Below are 17,380 nucleotides of genomic sequence, written 5' to 3'. Positions count from 1 at the left end.
ACTCTCGTAAGACTTCAATTTTTTTGATCAACTACCTTCCGGTAAACCGAACGGCGATGATCTTCTGAAGACTCCAATGAGCGCCCACACAAATTATCTGATTATCTATTTTAAAGAGCGTGCTGACCGTGTTGGCTTACTTAGTAAGCTAGACATCGTCTTCGTTGTTGTGAAGCGTTGTCCGTGTCAGCGAGGGCGTATATTAAGGATCTACAGATTTAGTGCAACCCTTTTTGAACGTTTATTTGGATTAATTTCTAAAAAATACCATTCTGATTAAACAACCATCAAATACGTGCTTTTTTGTATAAAAACCAATCAGAATATCGGTTTTCATCTCTAACTTATCGCTATCACCACACCACACCCTACGATGACTTATGAAAATAGCCTAACCAATCTAACGGCTGCACCTTCACCTATCTCTAATACCTACTTCTTAACACTGCACACCTTACTTATATAGTGAGAAGACATGCTAAGTAGCCCTTAGCTTTGATTACAATACTCCCTTAACAAACGATGCATTGGTAATGAGAGACATTGGTAATGAGAGACATTGGTAATGATAAAACGAAGGTCATGAGCTGATGAAAGTTATTCTTCTAGAAGAGCAAGTCATCGTGCAGCACAAGTTTTGAGTGGGAGTATTACGAGAAACAAGGAAAGGACGACATTGACCAGAGGTTCACTTCAAATAATCATTTGAAGTGAACCTCTGGTCAACATTACAACGAACAGTATCAATATATTAAGACTATTTTATAGAAGGCTACTTTATATAAAATCACCTAATCTAACTATATAGCCTCAGCGTCGATCAATCCGACACTTAGCCCCTTACGCTTTTCGTTCAGGGCGACCTTCTTCTTGCCAGAAGGTGTGATATTTTTGACCTGGCTCATCATCAACACGAGCATAAGTATGAGCACCGAAGTAATCACGCTGAGCTTGTAGCAGGTTTGCTGGTAACACTTCTGAACGATAGCCATCAAAATAGGCTAACGCAGAGAAAATAGAAGGCGCTGGAATGCCAGACTGAGCCGCAAGCACAACGGTTTTACGCAACCCTGCTTGTTTTTCTGCCATAGAATGAGAGAAGTAATTACTAAGGAGTAAATTCTCAAGCTCTGGATTTTCTATAAAAGCATCTGCGATTTTCTGCAAGAAAGAAGCGCGAATAATACAACCACCACGCCAAATTTTAGCAATGTCTGTAAAGTTAAACTTCCAGTCATACTCTTTCTCTGCCGCTCGCATCAACTGAAAACCCTGAGAATAAGCGCAAATCTTAGCGCAATAAAGCGCTTCTTCTATCGCCTTTTCAACAACCTCAGCTTCAATCTCACCGCTTTCAACATCTGCCGTTAAAATACCAGCTGCGTGTTCACGCTCCGCTGTTAACGTACTTAATGCTCGAGCATAAACAGACTCACTGATAATACCGGCAGGTACACCCATCTGCGTTGCACTGATAGACGTCCAACGACCTGTGCCTTTCTGCCCAGCACTATCAAGAATCATATCAACCAATGGCGCACCGGTCTTATGGTCGTATTGCTGAAGAATATCTGCGGTAATCTCAACCAAGTAACTGTTAAGAACGCCCTCATTCCATTTTTCAAACAACTTACCAATCTCTGCAGGCTCGTAACCTAACAGTGAACGCAGTAAATGATAGGCTTCACAAATAAGCTGCATGTCTGCGTATTCAATACCGTTGTGCACCATCTTAACGTAGTGCCCAGCACCATTTGGCCCAAGATAAGCAGTACAAGGCTCACCTTCCGTTACTGGCTTGCCTGGTATATCACTAACAATCGGCTTGCCGTCTGCGTCCACTTTAGCCGCGACCGCTTCCCACATTGGTTGTAGATATTTCCAAGAGTCTGCATCACCGCCAGGCATTAAAGAAGGACCGAATCGTGCACCAACTTCACCACCAGATACTGCGGTACCGAAGAATTTAAGACGATCTTTGTATTCCGATTCGCGACGAATAGTATCTGTCCATTGGCTGTTGCCACAATCAACGACAATATCATCAGGCTCTAGGCCTGCTTTAATTAAGTTATCGCAAACTATATCAACGGGCTTACCAGCAGGAACCAAAACAACAATAACCCTAGGTTTAACTAGATTATTTAATAGCTCTTCCATACTAGAACTGCCAACGATGCGGGCTTCACTTTGTGAGTCTAGACGCTCACGTTCCTCAGTTTCAAGAACGTCTTTAATTTTTTCGGCGTCAAGATCAAAACCTGCAACACGGTACCCATGATCGGCAAAATTTAGGGCCAGATTTTTACCCATTACACCTAAGCCGACAAACCCAATATTGCAGTTCTGATTCGTTTTTAACATAAGTTCGATTAACCTTTAGAAAGAGGGGGAATTCGAGGAATAATCTTACCATGAAGATTGCCAATTCAGGGAAAACTAAAACAAGAAAAATGCAATTAATTATGAATTTATTGCGGGTTTTGTAGGAGATTTCTACACTTTAATATTCATATCGCAAGTCAAAGAACATTTATTGATAAAAACATATAACTATATTCTCAGTAAGAATATTTCTCTTTAGAAAAATATCAACAGAATAGAAAGAAAATAACAAAAAATATTGCACTATGAATCCAAAAACACGCTAAGAGTGATTTTAAATAGCCGAAAAATAACAATTTATACTTTAAAAACAACAAGTTAACTGAAATTATTAAGTTACAAAAAAGTAATTAAATAACATATCACCATAAGAATATTTTTTCTTAGATTGTTTTGTTACTATCGATTTCAGCCCAATTCCCCCATAAAAATAATAATAAAAATTAGACCACATTTTATAGATCTGAGGATTTTACGACATGCGTTCTGCATCTAAAGTAACAGCAATTCATTCAAATTTGACAACGCCAAAACTCGTTGAGAAAGCGCTAGAAAATGGCGAAGGTGTTCTTGCCGATAACGGCGCACTGGTTGTCGAAACTGGCGCTCGTAGTGGCCGCTCACCGATGGACCGCTTCATCGTAGAAGAAGCATCGAGTAAAGACAGCATCCATTGGGGGCCAGTTAACCGCCCTTTCCCCGAAGCTAAATTCGCGCCTTTATGGGATCGTGTCGAAGCTTATTTGAATGAAAAAGAATCCTTTGTCTCAAATATTCATGTTGGAGCAGGTGACGAGTACTATTTACCCGTTATCATGCGCACCGAAACAGCATGGCACCAATTATTTGGTCGCAATCTATTTATACGCCCTGAAACATACAACCCAACATCAAAAAGCGAGTGGCAAATTATTAACGCTCCTGAGTTCGTTTGTGAACCAGAACGTGATGGCACTCACTCTGAAAGCTGCGTTATTCTAAACTTTGCTGAACGTAAAGTACTTATCGCTGGTATGCGTTACGCCGGTGAAATGAAAAAAGCCATGTTCTCAGTGCAAAACTACTTATTACCTGCTCACGATGTATTGCCAATGCACTGTGCAGCCAACGTAGGACCAGATGAAGATGTATCCTTATTCTTCGGCCTATCAGGTACTGGTAAAACAACCCTATCTGCAGATCCAGAACGTTTCTTGATTGGTGATGATGAGCACGGCTGGGGCAAAGACACTGTGTTTAACATTGAAGGTGGCTGTTACGCAAAAACAATCGACCTATCCCAGAAAAATGAACCTATCATTTGGGATGCCATTAAATTCGGCACCATTGTAGAAAACGTTGTATTAGATCCAGAAACTCGCATTGCAGATTACGCTGATACATCATTATCGCAAAACGGCCGCGCTGGCTACCCACGTGAGCACATTGAAAAACGTGCTGCAGGAAACCGTGCCGGCGAGCCAAACGCTATCATCTTCCTAACCTGTGATTTGACAGGCGTTTTACCTCCTGTTTCTGTTCTGTCTAAAGAAGCGGCGGCGTACCATTTCCTAAGTGGTTACACTGCACTAGTAGGTTCTACTGAAGTCGGCGCAGGAACTGGCATTAAGTCTACTTTCTCTACTTGCTTCGGCGCACCTTTCTTCCCTCGCTCTGCAGACGTTTACGCAGATCTATTGATTAAGCGTATCGAAGAATTCGGCAGCAAAGTTTACCTAGTAAACACTGGCTGGACTGGTGGAGCACATGGCAAAGGCGGCAAACGTTTCAGCATTCCAACGACTCGTGCGGTTATTGCTGCGATTCAATCTGGCGCACTTATTGATGCGAAAACAGAGCACCTAGACGATGTGAACCTAGATGTACCTACTCAGGTTCCTGGCGTAGATAGCGTGTTGTTGAATCCTCGCAACACTTGGTCTGACCAAGGCGCATACGAAGATCAAGCGAAAAAACTTATTGCTCAGTTCGTTGAGAACTTCAAAAAGTTTGATAGTGTTTCTGACGCCATTGCGAAAGCAGGCCCAGCGCTTTAATTACTCGTTTCCAAAAAATACGCCCCCCGTATTTACCTTAACCCAGTGTATTTTTACACTGGGTTTTTTTATGCTTAGTTGCCATACCTTCCACAGAAAAATACCCTTTCAAGATGGAACACAGATGCACAAAAAAGGCCTCTCTTCTTGCCGAAGAGAGGCCTTTCAAAATTACGCTCTAACTAAACGTTTAGCCTAACCATTTTCTTGCGTTTTGGAACAAGCGCAACCATGGTGCTTGCTCTTGCCATTCGCTTGGGTGCCAGCTGTGTTGGACCGTACGATAAACACGCTCTGGATGAGGCATCATAATAGTCACACGACCATCTTCTGATGTTAATCCAGTCACACCGTCTGCTGAACCATTCGGGTTGAATGGGTAGCGTTCAGTTGCCTGACCGTAGTTATCAACATAACGCAATGCAATTTGCGAAGAAGACGCTAACGCGGCCATATCTTGATCATCACGATATTCGGTTTGACCTTCACCGTGAGCTACTGCGATTGGCATACGCGAACCTTCCATACCCGCCAACAAGATAGAATTCGATTTCTGAACTTCTACCTGTACAAAGCGCGCTTCGAACTGAGCCGATTGGTTACGAACAAATTTCGGCCAATGACCAGCACCAGGAATTAACTCATAAAGGTTAGATAACATCTGACAACCGTTACACACACCTAACGAGAAGGTATCTGGACGCTTGAAGAAGGCTTCAAACTGCTCGCGCGCAACTGGGTTAAAGAGAATAGACTTCGCCCAACCTTCACCCGCGCCTAGTACATCCCCGTAAGAGAATCCACCACAAGCAACCAAACCACTAAACTCATCAAGCGTTGTACGACCCGATAAGATATCGCTCATATGAACGTCGATCGGAGTGAAGCCTGCCTTATGAAAAGCCGCCGCCATTTCAACTTGACCATTCACACCTTGCTCACGCAATACGGCGATCTTAGGTTTCACACCAGACGCAACAAAGGCTGCGACTATGTCTTCATTTTGATCAAAACTTACGTTAGCTGACAACCCTGGGTCGTTAGCATCCAACAAGTTATCAAACTCTTGTTGTGCAGACTCTGGGTTATCACGCAATGCCTGAATGCGGTAACTGGTTTCAGACCAAACACGCTGCCAGTTGATGCGAGTTTCTTCTAGCACGGTTTCGCCGGCAAAACGAACTCGGATAGTGTCATCACCAGACAAGGTCGCAATCGGAGCAACATTAACGCCCGCTTTCGCGTAAGCCGCAATAATATCCGCCACATCAGCGTCATTAACTTGCACTACCGCACCTAGCTCTTCACTGAATAAAGCAGGGGCAATTTGAGCACGCTGAGTAATGGTGTCATCTAGGTCAATGTTCAGACCCAAATGGCTGGCGAATGACATTTCTGTCAAGGTCGCAAACACACCGCCGTCAGAGCGATCATGGTAAGCCAATAATTTACCTTCCGCGTTCAACGCTTGGGTCGTATCAAAGAACCCAGCCAACGCGGCGGCACTGTCAACGTCTGGCGTTTGCTGCCCCAGCTTGTTGTAAACTTGAGCAATAACAGAACCACCAAGACGATTCTGCCCCGCGCCCAAATCAATCAACAACAAGCGTGTATCAGCCTTGTTTTGCAATTCAGGTGTTAAGGTTTTACGCACATCTGCTACAGGCGCAAACGCCGTAATCACCAAAGACAATGGAGAAGTAACGGCTTTTTCTTCGCCATCTTCTTTCCAAACTGTCTTCATCGACATGGAGTCTTTACCCACTGGAATCGCAATATCCAAAGCAGGACACAATTCCATACCCACCGCTTTTACGGTTTGGTAGAGCTTTTCGTCTTCGCCTTCGTGACCGGCGGCCGCCATCCAGTTCGCTGACAACTTAATATGGTTACGCTTAGTAATTTGCGCGGCCGCTAAGTTAGTCAATGCTTCACCAACGGCCATACGGCCTGACGCTGGTGCATTAAGCAATGCGATTGGAGTACGCTCACCCATGGTCATGGCTTCACCAGTGGTGCTGTCTAGTGACGAGGTAGTCACCGCCACATCCGCCACTGGAACCTGCCAAGGGCCAACCATTTGATCACGCGCAACCATACCGGTAATCGAACGATCACCGATGGTGATTAAGAAGTTTTTGCTGGCAACGGTTGGCAAACTTAAAACACGCTTCGCCGCTTCAACAAGATCCACGTCTACTGCCGTGAAATCATCACCTTTAATAACCGCTTTGGTTGCTTCACGATGCATTTTTGGTGGCTTGCCAAACAATACAGACATTGGCAAATCAACTGGCTTATTACCGAAATGCTCATCCGCTACTTCTAGATGAAGCTCTTCTTTTGCATCGCCAACAATCGCAAATGGGCAACGTTCACGCTCACATATTGCAGTAAACTCTGCAACACGCTCAGGCGATACCGCCATCACGTAACGCTCTTGAGATTCGTTACACCAGATTTCTAGTGGTGACATACCTGGCTCATCGTTTAGCACTTTGCGTAAATCAAAGTTACCACCACGATCACCATCTTTTACCAATTCAGGCAACGCATTCGACAAACCACCAGCACCCACATCGTGGATAAAACTGATTGGGTTGTTATCGCCCATCTGCCAGCAGCGGTCGATCACTTCCTGACAACGACGTTCCATTTCTGGATTACCACGTTGCACAGAAGCAAAGTCTAGATCTTCGTTACCGTCTGCTGAGGCCATAGAGGAAGCCGCGCCGCCGCCCAGACCAATCAACATTGCAGGACCGCCTAGCACAATCAGCTTAGCGCCTACTTTAATTTCTTTTTTCTCAACGTGCTCACGGCGAATATTCCCCAGACCACCTGCCAACATAATTGGCTTATGGTAACCGCGTACTTCTTCTTGTGTCGCACCTTGGATTTTTTGTTCGTAACTACGGAAGTAGCCCAACAAGTTAGGACGACCAAACTCATTGTTAAACGCCGCACCACCAATAGGACCTTCGATCATAATGTCCAACGGTGTCACGATGCGAGACGGCTTGCCGTAATAACTTTCCCATGGCTGTTCAAAGCCCGGGATTTTAAGATCGGATACGGTATAACCGCTCAAACCTGCTTTTGGTTTTGAACCAATACCGGTTGCGCCTTCGTCGCGAATTTCACCACCAGAGCCAGTTGCCGCACCTGAAAAAGGAGAAATAGCGGTTGGGTGGTTATGAGTCTCAACCTTCATCAAGATATCAATGTTTTCTTGGCTGAAGTCGTATTCACGCGTACCTGGTGCTGGGAAGAAACGCCCAGCAAAGTTACCTTCCATCACAGCGGCGTTGTCTTTGTATGCCGACAAGGTGCCATCAGGATTGTGTTCGTGCGTGTTCTTGATCATTTTAAACAAAGAGCGCTCTTGCTCTTCGCCATCAATGGTCCAAGACGCATTAAATATTTTGTGACGACAATGCTCAGAGTTCGCTTGCGCAAACATCATCAATTCGATATCGATTGGGTTGCGACCCAGTTCAATAAAAGAATCGACAAGGTAATCGATTTCATCATCTGCCAACGCTAAGCCTAGCGTTTGGTTTGCCTCAACCAACGCCGCTCGTCCACCTGCTAACACATCGACCGCGGTCATAGGCGCAGGTTCTGCATGAGAGAACATGTCAGACGCGTCGCTCAATGCCGGAAGCACGCTTTCTGTCATGCGGTCATGCAACATTTCTGACAACAGATCCAGCTCGTCCAGTGTCAATGGTGATGCACTGTGGATGAAATACTCCACACCACGCTCAACACGAGACACGGTCGCTAGACCACAGTTATGAAGAATATCGGTTGCTTTTGAAGACCAAGGTGAAATCGTACCTAAACGCGGAACGACTAATACACTTTGTTCAGACGAACTGACTTGGGAGGATTTAGGACCGTAGGCTAGAGCGCGCTGAAGAACCGTTTCTTGCTCTGTAGAAAGCGCCTGACCGTCATGCAATTCAACAAAATGAAGAAATTGCGCATCCACATCCGTGACGGATGGTACAGATGCTTTCATGTTGGCCAATAACTTTGCCTTGCGAAACGCCGATAGCGCTGCGGAACCATGCAGGGTTAGCATGTCGAGTATTGCCTCACTTGGTAGTTTTGGGGGAAATGGTGCGGGTATTTTAAATCAATGACCCAAATAGAGGCCAGCAGTGTCTGTATTTTCTGCACTAAATGCTGAAAAAAAACGATTATATGGCCTTTTTCGCCAATTGTTTGAGCTTCTTTTTTTGCTCACGACGATATTGAAAGAATTGTGTTAGCTGTAATGATGCTTTTTCTGCGAGTACACCACCACAAACTTCGACTTTATGATTGAGAAAAGGCGCCTCAAAAAAAGCACCTTGGCTTTCTACCACGCCACTTTTGGGCTCCGTCGCCGCATACACCACTCGCGCCACACGAGAATGGATAATTGCACCCGCGCACATAGAACAAGGCTCCAATGTGACGTACAAGGTTGCCCCGATTAAGCGGTAGTTATTTACTTTTTTGCACGCATTACGCAGCGCTTGGATCTCAGCATGAGCGGTTGGGTCACATTGAGAAATCGGGGAATTATAGCCTGTCCCAATCACTTCTCCATCGAGCACAACAAGAGCACCCACTGGAATTTCACTGTCAGCAGCAGCTTGCTCCGCTAATAACAGCGCTTTTGCCATCCACTCTTCGTCGCTGATCATTTAGTCACCCTATTGTTGATTTGTCTCGTAGCAATATAATTGCTTTTGAGAGCGGCTTGCACCACACTGGCTGGCATAAAAATTGGGAAAAAAGGAAACTCAAACTATGATGACCGTTGCAGATTTGATGGTGACAAATTTAGCCACACTCGAAGAAACTTGTTCATTAGCCGAAGCCAAAGAGTTAATGAGTGAAAAGAACATTCGCAACTTACCCATTGTTAACCAAAGCGGCGAATGCATTGGCATGCTCACACAACGAGAATACCTTCGCTATGCCTTTTATTTGGTCAGTCAGTTTGGCACTCAGCAACTGGCTAAAAAAGAAGAACAAACACCTGTTTCCAAAGTAATGAACAAAGATATCCTTACCATTGAACCAGGTGTCAGCTTAGATGCTGCCGCTGAATTCTTCATCGAGAACAAATACGGCAGCTTACCTGTCGTTAAAAACAACAAGCTTCTTGGCATTTTAACACCAGTAGATTTTGTAAAGCTCGCTCATAAAATGCTACTAGAACAAAACAAATAACACGCTAAGCATTTGCTGTTCTGTACTCGCCTTCTGTTGCAATAGAAGGCGATACTTCTTCTATTCGAACGTCCACAGCTTGAAGACCAAACTCAGTACTCGCTAATTCAAACGTCACCGATTGACCTTTTTTTAAGGTTTTATGCCCATCTAGTGCAATCGATTTGTAATGCACAAACACGTCACTGTCAGCGTCTCTTTTGATAAAGCCAACACCTTTAGCATCATTAAACCATTTTACTTTTCCACTGACTCTTTCCATTACTTATTGCCTCTTTTTTTATTTTTATAGAATGCAATGAATGTCAGGCACGCTAATAACATGCCTGACATAACTTTTTATTTATGACTATTTATAACGACTGGTTCACAACGACTCAATACTCGCTTTCTGTTCTTCCAGTTTACTCACGGTCAAACGAAGGTCGTCACACTTAGCGCGCTCTTTATCCACCACTGCTGCTGGCGCTTTCGCCACAAAGCTTTCGTTGGATAATTTGCCTTCAATGCGCTCTAGATCTTTCGTCGCTTTATCGATCTCTTTTTGCAAACGAGCAAGTTCAGCGTCTTTATCTATCAAACCTGCCATTGGCACCAAGACTTCCATATCGCCGACCAAGGCCGTCGCAGACATAGGCGCATCATCGCCTGCATTCAACCAAGTAATGGTTTCTAACTTGGCCAATTTCTGCAAGAAAGCCAAGTTGGCTTCTAAGCGAGCGCTGTCTTGCTCAGTACCATTACGGAACAGCACATCTAGCGGTTTCGATGGTGCGATATTCATTTCACCACGAATATTACGAATGCCTTCGATGACGCCTTTCAACCATTCGATATCGGCTTCGGCTTGTTCATCTTTTTTCGCTTCGTTGGCAACTGGGTATTCCATCACCATGACGGTATCGCCTTCGACACCCGCCAATGGCGCAATACGCTGCCAAATTTCTTCGGTTAAGAATGGCATCATAGGATGCGCCAAACGCAAGAAGGTTTCTAATACGCGAACCAAGGTACGACGTGTACCGGTTAACTGTGCTGCACTGGCATTTTCGTCCCAAAGCACAGGCTTAGACAACTCTAAGTACCAATCGCAGTATTCGTGCCACATGAATTCATACAAGGCCTGTGAAGCCAGATCATAGCGATGGGTATCAAACGCACGATTCACCGCATCTTCAGTGTGCTGCAAGCGAGAAATGATCCACTTATCTGCCAATGACAACTCAACGTCTGCGCCATTCTGACCACAATCTTGATCTTCTGTGTTCATCAGAACATAACGCGTTGCGTTCCAAATTTTGTTACAGAAGTTGCGGTAGCCTTCCAGTCGGTTCAAATCAAATTTGATATCACGACCACCAGAAGCAAGGGAGCAAAGCGTAAAGCGCAGCGCATCCGTACCGTAGGCTTGAATACCTTCAGGATAAGTTTCACGGGTGTTCTTTTCGACTTTTTCAGCAAGACGAGGCTGCATCATGCCGTAGGTGCGTTTTTCTACTAACGATTCAATGTCGATGCCGCCAATCAAATCCAATGGATCGATTACGTTGCCTTTCGATTTCGACATCTTATCGCCGCGTTCATCGCGAATCAGCCCCGTAATATACACGGTTTTGAATGGCACCTTGTTGGTGAACTTCAGCGTCATCATGATCATTCTGGCTACCCAGAAGAAGATAATATCAAAGCCAGTAACCAACACATCAGATTCACTGAATTCTTTAAAATCTTGTGTTTCTTCAGGCCAGCCTTGAGTCGCAAACGTCCACAAAGCAGAAGAGAACCAAGTGTCTAATACGTCTTCGTCTTGAGTCAGTGTGACATCGTCCGCTAAGCTGTACTTAGTGCGCACTTCTGCTTCGTCTTTACCAACATAGAACTTACCGTCGGCATCGTACCAAGCTGGGATTTGATGACCCCACCAAAGTTGACGAGAGATACACCAATCGTTCAGATCGCGCATCCAAGCAAAGTAAGTGTTTTCCCATTGTTTAGGGACAAACTGAATGTCGCCGTTTTCTACCGCTTCAATGGCTGGTTTCACCAATGTTTCAACCGCCACATACCATTGCTGAGTCAGGTAGGGTTCGATCACGGTATTGCCACGTTCTCCGCGTGGCACTTTCAATTTATGGTCTGCTATTTTTTCTAACAAGCCTAGCGCATCAAAATCTTCAACGACGGCTTTACGCGCTACGAAGCGATCCAGACCACGGTATTTTTCTGGCGCAGTATCATTGATCGACGCATCGTCCGTTAAAATATTGATTAACGGCATGTCATGGCGCTTACCAACTTCATAGTCATTAAAGTCATGAGCTGGCGTAATTTTCACACAACCCGTACCGAATTCTTTGTCTACATACTCATCGGCTACAATCGGAATACGACGGCCAACAAGAGGCAATTCTACGAACTTACCCACCAAGTCAGTAAAGCGCTCATCATCGGGAGCAACCGCGACCGCAGCATCACCAAACATGGTTTCAGGACGAGTCGTTGCGACCACGATGTAATCTTTACCATCGGCGGTTGTGACACCATCCGCTAATGGGTAACGGAAATACCACATGAAGCCATTTTCTTCTTCAGAAATAACTTCAAGATCTGAAATGGCTGTATGTAAAACAGGATCCCAGTTAACCAAACGCTGACCACGGTAAATAATGCCTTCGTCGTATAGGCGAACAAACACTTCTTGTACGGCCGCAGACATACCTGGGTCCATCGTGAAACGTTCTTTATCCCACGCAACAGAGTCACCTAGAACACGCATTTGATCGGAAATAGTACCGCCTGACTGATCTTTCCATTCCCAGACTTTTTCTAGAAATTTTTCACGACCAAGATCATGACGTGTCGTATTTTGAGCCGCCAATTGGCGCTCAACGACCATTTGTGTGGCAATACCAGCATGGTCACAACCCGGTTGCCACAATGTGCGGCTGCCTTTCATTCGCTCACGACGAATCATGGCATCCATTAGAGTATGCTGAAACGCATGCCCCATGTGCAGACTGCCGGTGACGTTTGGTGGTGGTATCATGATTGAAAAAGGGGTGCCGTCGCCTTGAGGCGCGAAGTAACCACCCTCTTCCCAACGTTGGTAAATAGGCTGTTCAATACTTTGTGGTTGGTAGGTCTTTTCCATTATGGTGTCTTAAAGCTCTTATAGAGAGGTAAATTGAATTTTGGGAATTATAGCGCGTCATCGCAAGATAAAGAATAACCTCCAATCTGACGATGGTTATGATTAGATCGATTCAGTCAATCATTTAGCCTTTGTAGGCAAATCTTGCATCACACTCAGCACTTCTTGCACTAGTTCAGGCAATCGCTTTTCAAGCACTTTACTTACTGCCTCGGCGATATGCTCATGAGTAAAAACAGCAACATCTCCCGCTAAGTTTTCAGTCTTTGCTTCAACATGAGTACTGGCCAATACAACATCAGGTTCTTCATTGCATAAGACAGGAATCGTAGATTCTTGTTCTAATACTAGGTTTTTCATCGCATCAGAAAGCTGACCCTCCTGACTAAGAGAAGACGACAAGGTGTCCGCCACAACATCCATAAGAATCGGAATATCGTCCTGATTTCGCAACGCCGCAACCAAATCTTCTTCGTCTGGTTCTAATTCATCATGATTAAACGCATTGCCAGTAAAAGCATGGCTCTCAAAAACATCGTCTGTAATCTTTGACGCTACATCAGGCATAAGCTACTAACCAATAAAAATATAAACGAATAGAGGTGATAACAAATAAACAGCAAGGCTTAATTGATCGAAATTTATTTCATCAACTTTCGCATCCAAAACTCGAAATGTCTACCCTCAAAAAATGGTGGGCTCAATTTAGCGTCTAAAAAAGATAAAAAAAAACAGCAATGACAATCATTGCTGTTTTTTTGGAAAAAAGTATCGATGTGACAATATCAATACATTAGTTAGCTTTAGCCAATAAGTAACGAGTCAACAAAGCAACCGGACGGCCGCTAGCACCTTTAGATCCGCCACCAGCCCAAGCTGTGCCAGCAATGTCCAAATGCGCCCAAGGGTATGCTTTCGTAAAACGAGACAAGAAACACGCCGCCGTGACAGAGCCTGCTTCTGGACCCCCAATGTTCGCAATATCCGCAAAATTACTGTCTAACTGCTGTTGGTATTCTTCGTTCAAAGGCATTTGCCAAATTTTATCCGCTGAAATCTGGCTAGCATCTTTCAACGACTCGGCAACCGCATCATCGTTGGCATACATACCTGAATTCACGCTACCTAAAGCAACCACACATGCGCCCGTTAAGGTCGCGATATCGACGACAGATTTTGGTTTGAATCGCTCGATGTAAGTCAGCGCGTCACACAATACAAGACGGCCTTCAGCATCGGTATTCAACACTTCAACAGTTTGACCAGACATGGTTTTTACAATATCGCCAGGTTTTGTCGCACGCGCACTTGGCATATTTTCAGCCGCCGCCACAACCGCTGTGAAGTTCAGCTTAGGTTTCAATTCACAAATCGCTTTCATGGTGCCGAACACACTCGCCGCACCACACATGTCATATTTCATTTCATCCATTTTTTGACCAGGTTTCAATGAAATACCACCCGTGTCAAAAGTAATGCCTTTACCAAGCAAAACATGAGGCGCTTCATTGGCTTCGCCACCTCGGTAATGCATCACAATAAGGTAACTTGGCTGATCACTACCACGACCGACAGAAAGTAGGCAATGCATGCCTAGCTCATCCATTTTTGTTTCGTCTAGCAACTCAATATCGATGCCGTACTCTTCACCAAAGTGCTGAGCTTTCGACGCCAAGTAGTTCGGCGTACACACGTTACCTGGTAAGTTGCCTAGCTGACGAGCAAACGCTGAACCATTAGCGGTTGACGTACCAATCGCCAATGCGGCTTCGTCAGCACCTTCGATCAGTAGGTTTTCTACTTTAGTACTTTTCTCAGCATCGTCTTGTTTAAAGCCAAGAAAGTTATAAAAACCTTCGTTTAGCCATTGTGCAATCAACGCTGTCACTTCACTTTGTGAACGCTGCTTTAATACTAGAGCGCGACTCGCAAGCGCAACCGTAGCATAAGGAAGTGATTTGATTTGAGCTGCGACTGCCGCAATCACCTTGCGCGCTTGCATATCGCTTAATTCAGATTCTTTGCCGGTACCGACCAACAATACTGGTTGAGCAAAATCTTGAGTTACGCTTGGCAATAATAATGTTTGTGCTAAACCACCTTTAAAAACATTGCTTTCTCGTAACTGTGACAACTGACCATCGGCATTATCATCAACCCAAGCTGTAGACTCAGGAAAAGCGCCTTCGCTTGGTACAAAAACAACGACCAAGTCTGCTTCAACCGTGGATACACGGTCAAATAATGTTGTATTCATGAGAGGTTCCTCAAAATAATAACTTTTAAAAAAAACTGGATAATGTCCTTCTTACCACGAGATAATGGGGGCTTTAGATTTGTAATCAACTCTCCGCACTTAGGCGGCATCCAATTGAGGTGACTTTGAGACTATTCAGATACTTGGCGAAAGAAGTGTTGGTGTCAACCGCTGGGGTGACGCTAATTTTACTTCTCGTTATTTTAAGCAGCCGATTTGTAACCTATTTAGGGCGTGCAACCGAAGGGAAAATGACGTTCGAATTTCTATTCTCCATTCTCGGCTATCATATTCCTTATTTTGTTCAGATCATTTTACCGATTGCATTTTTCCTATCATTGTTGCTGACCTTTGGCCGCCTTTATATTGAAAATGAGATGTCTGTTTTGTTTTCAAGCGGCATCAGCAAACTCAAACTAGCCGGCTACACACTTGGCATTGCGGCGATTGTTTTCTCTATTAGCGCAGGATTAAACTTTTGGTTGACGCCAACGAGTGAATACAAAGTAGCTAAAGCTGTTAATGAGCAAGGGCAACTTTCTAGCTTTTCCTTTTTAATCCCTAGACGCTTTCAAGGGGATGGCCAACGTACTACCTACATAGATAACTTCACACCAAAAGAAGGCTGGATGAACAATGTTTTTCTTTCCGACTTTGTGCGTGAAAATGGCAAATCCATTCCAGTTCAAATGCTCGCCTCTTACGCCGAAGAGATAAAAATGGACTCCAAAGGTGGCCAAAACTATTTGGTATTTAAAAATGGTGTCCGTTATGAAGGTGTTCCTGGCACCGCAGCTTACCGAGTCACTGAGTTCGACACCTATGCGATGCGAATGAAAAGTTCGCCTCAAGAATCCATTACAGACCCGACAACTCGAAGTACATATGACCTAATAAAGAGTACTGATCCAGAAGACAAAGCAGAACTGCAATGGCGAATCGCTTTAGTGATAATGATTCCAATCCTTTCCATCATTGGATTATCCCTCAGTCAGGTAAACCCAAGGCAAGGCCGATTCTTTAAAATGCTGCCCGCAATCCTATTAATGATTACCTACATGGCGTTGCTTATTTGGGGGAAAACCGCCATTGGCAAAGAAAAAATTCCTGCTTATTTAGGACTTTGGTGGATTCACGGCATATTCCTCATCATCGCTTTGGGATTATTCGTCCAATATAATCAGGTCTTTAGCCGTAAAAGCGCTCGACTTCCCGCTCAACTAGACAGCGAGTCTAAGCCATGAATAAAATAGACAGATACGTGGCCTCCAGCGTCCTTTGGTCCTTTTTGATCGTGATGTTTGTATTACTTGGCTTAGACACCGCCATTGCTTTTATTGATCAAATCAAAAAAGTGAGTGATGACTATACGGTGCAATCAATCTTTCAAGTTCTCATGTACCGCCTGCCAGGAAAATTTGCAGAGTACGTACCCATTTCATCGCTAATTGGCACATTAATGGGACTGGGCACATTGGCATCTACCTCTGAATTAACGGTTATGAGGGCTGCCGGAATGCCTATTTGGCGTATCGGATTTTCCGCCTGCCAACCTATAATACTGGTCGCACTAATCGGCATGGGGTTATCAGAATTTGTCGCGCCAGCAGCAGAACAAAAAGCCAACCTAGTAGAAAAACTGCAAGATCAAAAACAAGGGAATTTTGCTTTAACAGGTGGTGTATGGCTTAAGGCTGATAATAACTTTGTCTATATCAATGCCGCAGACAGCACAGGAAAACTGTATGGCATTAAAATTTTCTCCCCTAAAGAACAACATTTAACAAGCATTACCGATGCGAAAACAGCCGTCCATATCAATGATACTCAATGGCTATTGAGCGATGTAAAAAAGACCATTTTTTACCCTGACCATGTTGAAGTCAAAAACTTAGCAACGCAAAAATGGTCTGTTAGCATCAAACCAGAGCACCTGTATTTAGCATCACAAGAACCTGATTACCTATCGCTAAGTCAGCTCAGAACGTATCAGTTGTATTTAGAGTCTCAAAAGCAAGACGGCGCCCAATATGCGCTTGAATTTTGGAGCAAAGCATTACGCCCTGTAGCCTGTATCGCGCTCGTGCTTGTTGCGCTTTCTAGCGTGTTCGGTCCGCTGCGCTCATCGACAATGGGCGGTCGTGTTTTTTCTGGCGTAATGATTGGCCTTGCTTTTCAAAACGGCCTGAACTTATTTGGAAGAATGAGCGTCGCGACTGGCTATCCACCCGTTATCGGCGTCAGTATTCCCATCATTATCTGCATAATATCGGGCATTCTCTTAATGAGAAGAAAGGGCTAACGCCATTTTCGGACTTT

Annotated in this window: 11 protein-coding genes; 4 read left to right on the top strand and 7 right to left on the bottom strand. The window is 44.5% G+C overall.

The genetic code is table 11. The annotated features are described in order from the left end of the window. Positions 1-840 precede the first annotated feature (840 nt). Complete coding sequence (gene gndA, locus E0D70_RS11265) at positions 841-2,364, bottom strand: NADP-dependent phosphogluconate dehydrogenase (protein WP_133012389.1); 1,524 nt, start codon at positions 2,362-2,364, stop codon at positions 841-843. A 500-nt stretch (positions 2,365-2,864) separates the two neighbouring features. Between gndA and E0D70_RS11260 the strand changes: the two genes are divergently transcribed. Beyond that, positions 2,865-4,421, top strand: coding sequence for a phosphoenolpyruvate carboxykinase (locus E0D70_RS11260; RefSeq protein WP_133012388.1), 1,557 nt, complete (start codon positions 2,865-2,867; stop codon positions 4,419-4,421). A 190-nt stretch (positions 4,422-4,611) separates the two neighbouring features. Here the strand turns inward: E0D70_RS11260 and purL are convergent, their stop codons facing one another. Next, the gene (gene purL / locus E0D70_RS11255; RefSeq protein ID WP_133012387.1) at positions 4,612-8,511 is read right to left on the bottom strand and encodes a phosphoribosylformylglycinamidine synthase; all 3,900 of its coding nucleotides are present in this window, start codon (positions 8,509-8,511) and stop codon (positions 4,612-4,614) included. A gap of 118 nt (positions 8,512-8,629) precedes the next feature. Then, on the bottom strand, positions 8,630-9,121 hold the full coding sequence (tadA, locus tag E0D70_RS11250; protein WP_133012386.1) for a tRNA adenosine(34) deaminase TadA: 492 nt from the start codon (positions 9,119-9,121) through the stop codon (positions 8,630-8,632). Positions 9,122-9,227: 106 nt separating this feature from the next. Here tadA and E0D70_RS11245 point away from each other — a divergent pair, with 106 nt between their 5' ends. Beyond that, on the top strand, positions 9,228-9,653 hold the full coding sequence (locus E0D70_RS11245) for a CBS domain-containing protein (RefSeq protein WP_133012385.1): 426 nt from the start codon (positions 9,228-9,230) through the stop codon (positions 9,651-9,653). A gap of 4 nt (positions 9,654-9,657) precedes the next feature. On the opposite strand, the gene E0D70_RS11240 is transcribed toward E0D70_RS11245, so the two are convergent. The 4 genes from E0D70_RS11240 to E0D70_RS11225 all read right to left on the bottom strand — a co-directional run bounded on the left by E0D70_RS11240 (position 9,658) and on the right by E0D70_RS11225 (position 15,061). Next, positions 9,658-9,915 (bottom strand): cold-shock protein, encoded by a 258-nt coding sequence (locus tag E0D70_RS11240; RefSeq protein ID WP_133012384.1) that lies wholly within the window; start codon positions 9,913-9,915, stop codon positions 9,658-9,660. 105 nt (positions 9,916-10,020) lie between these two features. Next, a complete protein-coding gene (locus E0D70_RS11235) occupies positions 10,021-12,804 on the bottom strand; it encodes a valine--tRNA ligase (RefSeq protein WP_133012383.1) in 2,784 nt (927 codons plus the stop codon). 120 nt (positions 12,805-12,924) lie between these two features. Next, the gene (locus E0D70_RS11230) at positions 12,925-13,371 is read right to left on the bottom strand and encodes a hypothetical protein (RefSeq protein WP_133012382.1); all 447 of its coding nucleotides are present in this window, start codon (positions 13,369-13,371) and stop codon (positions 12,925-12,927) included. A 226-nt stretch (positions 13,372-13,597) separates the two neighbouring features. Further along, a complete protein-coding gene (locus E0D70_RS11225) occupies positions 13,598-15,061 on the bottom strand; it encodes a leucyl aminopeptidase (RefSeq protein WP_133012381.1) in 1,464 nt (487 codons plus the stop codon). A gap of 155 nt (positions 15,062-15,216) precedes the next feature. On the opposite strand from E0D70_RS11225, the gene lptF reads away from it, so the two are divergent. Beyond that, positions 15,217-16,305, top strand: a complete 1,089-nt coding sequence (gene lptF / locus E0D70_RS11220) for an LPS export ABC transporter permease LptF (RefSeq protein ID WP_240537069.1) — start codon at positions 15,217-15,219, stop codon at positions 16,303-16,305. Further along, positions 16,302-17,363, top strand: coding sequence for an LPS export ABC transporter permease LptG (lptG, locus tag E0D70_RS11215; RefSeq protein WP_133012379.1), 1,062 nt, complete (start codon positions 16,302-16,304; stop codon positions 17,361-17,363). Before lptF ends, lptG begins: the two co-directional genes overlap by 4 nt. Positions 17,364-17,380 lie beyond the last annotated feature (17 nt).

This window comes from Marinomonas flavescens (genome assembly GCF_004352835.1).
Classification (GTDB): Bacteria; Pseudomonadota; Gammaproteobacteria; order Pseudomonadales; family Marinomonadaceae; genus Marinomonas; species Marinomonas flavescens.
Note: the sequence above shows the minus strand (reverse complement) of the source record. Positions and strands in the feature narration are given on the sequence as shown.

Coding starts and splice junctions, on each gene's coding strand:
- E0D70_RS11245 (WP_133012385.1), top strand. CDS start 9,228: ATGATGACCGTTGCAGATTTGATGGTGACAAATTTAGCCACACTCGAA.
- tadA (WP_133012386.1), bottom strand. CDS start 9,121: ATGATCAGCGACGAAGAGTGGATGGCAAAAGCGCTGTTATTAGCGGAG.
- purL (WP_133012387.1), bottom strand. CDS start 8,511: ATGCTAACCCTGCATGGTTCCGCAGCGCTATCGGCGTTTCGCAAGGCA.
- E0D70_RS11225 (WP_133012381.1), bottom strand. CDS start 15,061: ATGAATACAACATTATTTGACCGTGTATCCACGGTTGAAGCAGACTTG.
- E0D70_RS11260 (WP_133012388.1), top strand. CDS start 2,865: ATGCGTTCTGCATCTAAAGTAACAGCAATTCATTCAAATTTGACAACG.
- E0D70_RS11230 (WP_133012382.1), bottom strand. CDS start 13,371: ATGCCTGATGTAGCGTCAAAGATTACAGACGATGTTTTTGAGAGCCAT.
- lptG (WP_133012379.1), top strand. CDS start 16,302: ATGAATAAAATAGACAGATACGTGGCCTCCAGCGTCCTTTGGTCCTTT.
- gndA (WP_133012389.1), bottom strand. CDS start 2,364: ATGTTAAAAACGAATCAGAACTGCAATATTGGGTTTGTCGGCTTAGGT.
- E0D70_RS11240 (WP_133012384.1), bottom strand. CDS start 9,915: ATGGAAAGAGTCAGTGGAAAAGTAAAATGGTTTAATGATGCTAAAGGT.
- E0D70_RS11235 (WP_133012383.1), bottom strand. CDS start 12,804: ATGGAAAAGACCTACCAACCACAAAGTATTGAACAGCCTATTTACCAA.